Annotated in this window: 4 protein-coding genes; 2 read left to right on the top strand and 2 right to left on the bottom strand. The window is 56.2% G+C overall.

The genetic code is table 11. The features are described 5' to 3' along the window. A partial coding sequence (locus VMW13_07295; protein HUV44618.1) for a hypothetical protein occupies nt 1–685 on the top strand: 685 nt, incomplete at its 5' end. 7 nt (nt 686–692) lie between these two features. Here the strand turns inward: VMW13_07295 and VMW13_07290 are convergent. Both VMW13_07290 and VMW13_07285 read right to left on the bottom strand, forming a co-directional pair. Beyond that, nucleotides 693–1,439 carry an ABC transporter permease gene (locus tag VMW13_07290; GenBank protein HUV44617.1) on the bottom strand — a complete coding sequence of 249 codons (747 nt, stop codon included), beginning with the start codon at nt 1,437–1,439 and terminating at the stop codon, nt 693–695. A 9-nt stretch (nt 1,440–1,448) separates the two neighbouring features. After that, complete coding sequence (locus VMW13_07285; GenBank protein ID HUV44616.1) at nt 1,449–2,357, bottom strand: ABC transporter ATP-binding protein; 909 nt, start codon at nt 2,355–2,357, stop codon at nt 1,449–1,451. A 503-nt stretch (nt 2,358–2,860) separates the two neighbouring features. Here VMW13_07285 and VMW13_07280 point away from each other — a divergent pair. Then, nucleotides 2,861–3,508, top strand: a complete 648-nt coding sequence (locus VMW13_07280) for a metal-dependent hydrolase (GenBank protein ID HUV44615.1) — start codon at nt 2,861–2,863, stop codon at nt 3,506–3,508. Nucleotides 3,509–3,681: the final 173 nt, after the last annotated feature.

Raw genomic sequence — 3,681 nt, 5'->3', positions numbered from 1 at the left:
TAAAGAGATAATGGACGGCTATGACGAGAACGGAGACGGAGTCATAGACTACGACGAGAACGGCCGGAAGGGACACTGGACCCCGGTCATGAGGTTCGCAACTGCTGCCGGAGGTCTCACGGCAACCGCGCAGCATGACAGGCTTCGTGGTGCCTTTCTGAACGGTGCCAAGATGCGCAGGTACGGCAATCGAGAGTGGAATGCCCAGGGGCATGATTTCCTCGAGCAATTCCGGCTGATCGAGGTTACCGCCCTGGCTTTCATGGTGTCACGGATGGAGTTCGAGAACGAGGACCCGTTCTTCAACGGTATGACCGTTGGAAAAGGTAAGTGGCCCAGCTACCAGTTTGCCAGCTACCTGTCCGTGGCCGGCGCCATCTACGGGATGATGTATCCCCTGCGTGTGGACAACATGTCACTCTACGGGTATGTGTTTCAATACGCGGATAAGACGCAGAATAGTAGCGCATACACCGGCAGTACCGGCATTGATAGTGACCTGGAGGCGGTTAACAACTACATCAAGGCGGTAGCCGGTGGTGCCTCGGCACTCGACTTTGTCTTCTACGTTCCGGCGGGATTCGGCACTATTGTCGGGAAGTCTGTGCCTAACATAGAAGAGACCGGTGACCCCGGCAGGATTTTCACCGCAAGCTTCAACGGTGGCAAGGAGGTCTGGGTATAGTCGGACACTACTCCCAGCGGAAGAAGCGGGCAGAAAGCAGGGTTGCCGCCACCAGGAAACCGCCCACCACAAGGGATGCGTGCACGTTCCAGCCGAAACCGAGCCAGGGGTCCTGTAGCGTCAGGATCACGTATCGTAGCGGCGTAGCATCCGCAATCCAGTGCATGGCCTCGGTCATCACCTCTCGCGGAGGACCGGCACCGGACAGTATCATCATCACGAAGAAGAGAATCAACCCCAGTCCCTGGGCGGCTCTGGTGGTTGGCAGTATTGCACCGAGAAACACCCCCACGGCGGCGAAGGACAGTACGCTGAGCACGAAAGCCGCTACGACCAGACCCGGCGATTCCGGCAGGCTGGCGTCGTAGGCGACTAGAGCGGCTGCTATTAGCAGCAAAGCGCCCAGGATAGAAATCGCCAGACTGACGACTACCTGCGACCCGAAGACTGCCCAGATGGAAATAGACGAAGCGCGGAACCGGCGCAGCACTCTCCGCTCGCGGTAGCCCGTAAGATGTACTGGAAGTGCTACCACGCCGATAGAGGCACTGATCAGCCCGATGTAGGCCGGGACGTAGTAGTCTATAGGTCCGACTCCCCGGAAGATGAGACCTTCGGGGTCAGGGGTATTGCCGAACACCCCACCCATTACGAAGAGGAATATCAATGGTAGGGCAAACGTGAAGACCATGGTTATTGGCTCGCGTATGAAGAGCTTGATTTCTACCCAGGTTAGCTTGAACAGTACTCGCATATAGAGTCCTTATTCGTGCACGCTGTGTCCGGTGAGTTTCAGGAATACATTCTCCAATGTTGGCTGCTCGGTACGGAGGTCGGACGGTACGATACCGTGTTGGACAAGTGCGGCAGCCACCCTGGCAAGCACCGGGCCACTGCCCTCGACCTCGATTCGAGGTCCGTTTCGGGTTATCCGGTGTACCTCAGGGAGTTCCTCAAGCCAGGAAAGGTCGGGATAGTCTGAAGTGAAGATGACGCGGATATCGCTGGCGTGTGTGGTGATGAGACCCTGCGGCGCATCCAGGGCAACGATTCTCCCCCTGTCTACCACTGCCACCCGGTCGCAGAGGTGCTCCGCCTCATCCATGAAATGAGTGACCAGCAAGATGGTTGTGCCGCGCTCCCGGATGGCACGAATAAGCCCCCAGGCTACTCTCCGCGCTGCCGGGTCAAGACCGGTGGTCATCTCGTCCAGGAATACTACCTCGGGGTCGTTCACCAGGGCCAGAGCGACCAGCAACCGTTGCCGCTGGCCGCCGGAAAGGCTGGAGAATGCCGCCTTACGCTTGTCGCTAATCCCCCATTGCTCCATCAGCAACTGCCAGTCCGACGAGTTGGGGACAACGGCGGCAAACAGGTCGAGTGCTTCCCAGACCCGGATACGGTCCGGCAGTGCCGATTCCTGGAGCTGGGAACCGATGCGGCGTCGTAGTGTCGCGGTTTCTGTTTGTGGGTTGAGCCCGAGTACACGGAGGTGGCCGGAATCAGGCCGTCGCAGGCCTTGTAGGGACTCGACAGTCGTCGTCTTCCCGGCGCCATTTGGACCGAGTAGACCGAATATCTCACCCTCGTTGACCTGGAAGGAGACATCGTCTACGGCTACGGTCTGACCGTAGGTCTTTCTGAGATGTTCGACTTCGATTACGTTCGTCACCAGGATTCTCCCTTCCGATGATAATATCGTTTGATAATATCGTTACCGTATCCGGTTGTCAATGTATTGGCGTGGTCCCTGTAGTGACCTCGACCACACATGCCATTGCGAGCGGAGCGAAGCAATCTCTGAGGTAGAACGAGATTGCCGCATCACTCCCCTACTTCACTACTTGGATACGGTTCGTATTGATGGACAGGCAGAAGACCATTTGCCAGTCAATCTAATAACCCGAAGGGCAGAGTTCCGCGGGCTTTATTCGTGAGTGTCTACCGGTAAACTTGATGAGAAAGGTCAGACCTCATCCGGTTCCCGGTGCAGGTCCAGGCTTCTCGCCGTCTCAAGGTCTTCTGCGGTGTCAATCTCCATGCAGAATTCCTCAGATTGATTCGGTTATGCCTCTTCACGGCCCGGTAGTGAGTTCAGGTGCATTCTTGGAGACCTGGGAAAACGGTTTCAATTGCTGGGTACTGTACTGTCTGCTATTATTCAAGAGAAGTATAATGTTACCGTTTGCACATATCGGAATCACGCTGGGTACCGCGACGCTGCTGGCCAACCTGGTGCCACGTCGGCCGTTTTCCAACAAGGTGGTAGAAGTGGATGACGGGTCGGTCACGGAGCACCGTCAGACAGCAACAGCCGGAGTCGAATCGTCGGCCCCCGGAGTATCGTGGTTTCATGCTCTGAGGAGATACGCGGACATAAGGTTTATCCTGGTGGGAAGCCTTCTCCCGGACATCATCGATAAACCTGTAGGGCAGGTATTCTTCAGGGAAACTTTCAGCAACGGCCGGATATTCAGCCACTCTCTCCTTTTTGTCCTGGCTCTTGGCGTGCCTGGAATCTACCTGTACCGGCAGTACCACAAAACGTGGTTTACTGCTCTGGCTACCGGTTCATTAATGCATCTGGTGCTTGATTCGATGTGGCAGAGTCCACGGACGCTATTGTGGCCGCTGTATGGTTTTACCTTTCCCAGGGCTGACATCACTGACTGGCTTTCGAGGGTAATCTGGGCGTCGCTCACGACGCATCCGGCAGTGTACGTGCCGGAGCTGGTAGGCCTGACAGTAGTTGTCTGGTTTGCCTGGGTACTATTAGATAGAAAAACAATCTTCGCTTTCCTCAGACACGGACAAATCAGGTAGTCAGGGCAGTCCCATCCGTCCATTCTATAATCTTTATTGGCGTTATGGGCAGTCAACGGAATCAGGGTAGGAAAGGTGGTGAGGTCAATGGACCAGCAATTTCAGGGAGCAGCGGGTAGGCCGAGGATACTGATAGTCGGGGGTGTGGCCGGGGGTGCATCCTGTGCGGCACG

It is taken from the genome of Dehalococcoidales bacterium (assembly GCA_035529395.1).
Classification (GTDB): domain Bacteria; phylum Chloroflexota; class Dehalococcoidia; order Dehalococcoidales; family Fen-1064; genus DUES01.
The sequence above is the reverse complement of the archived record's forward strand: the minus strand, read 5'-3'. Positions and strand labels throughout refer to the sequence as shown.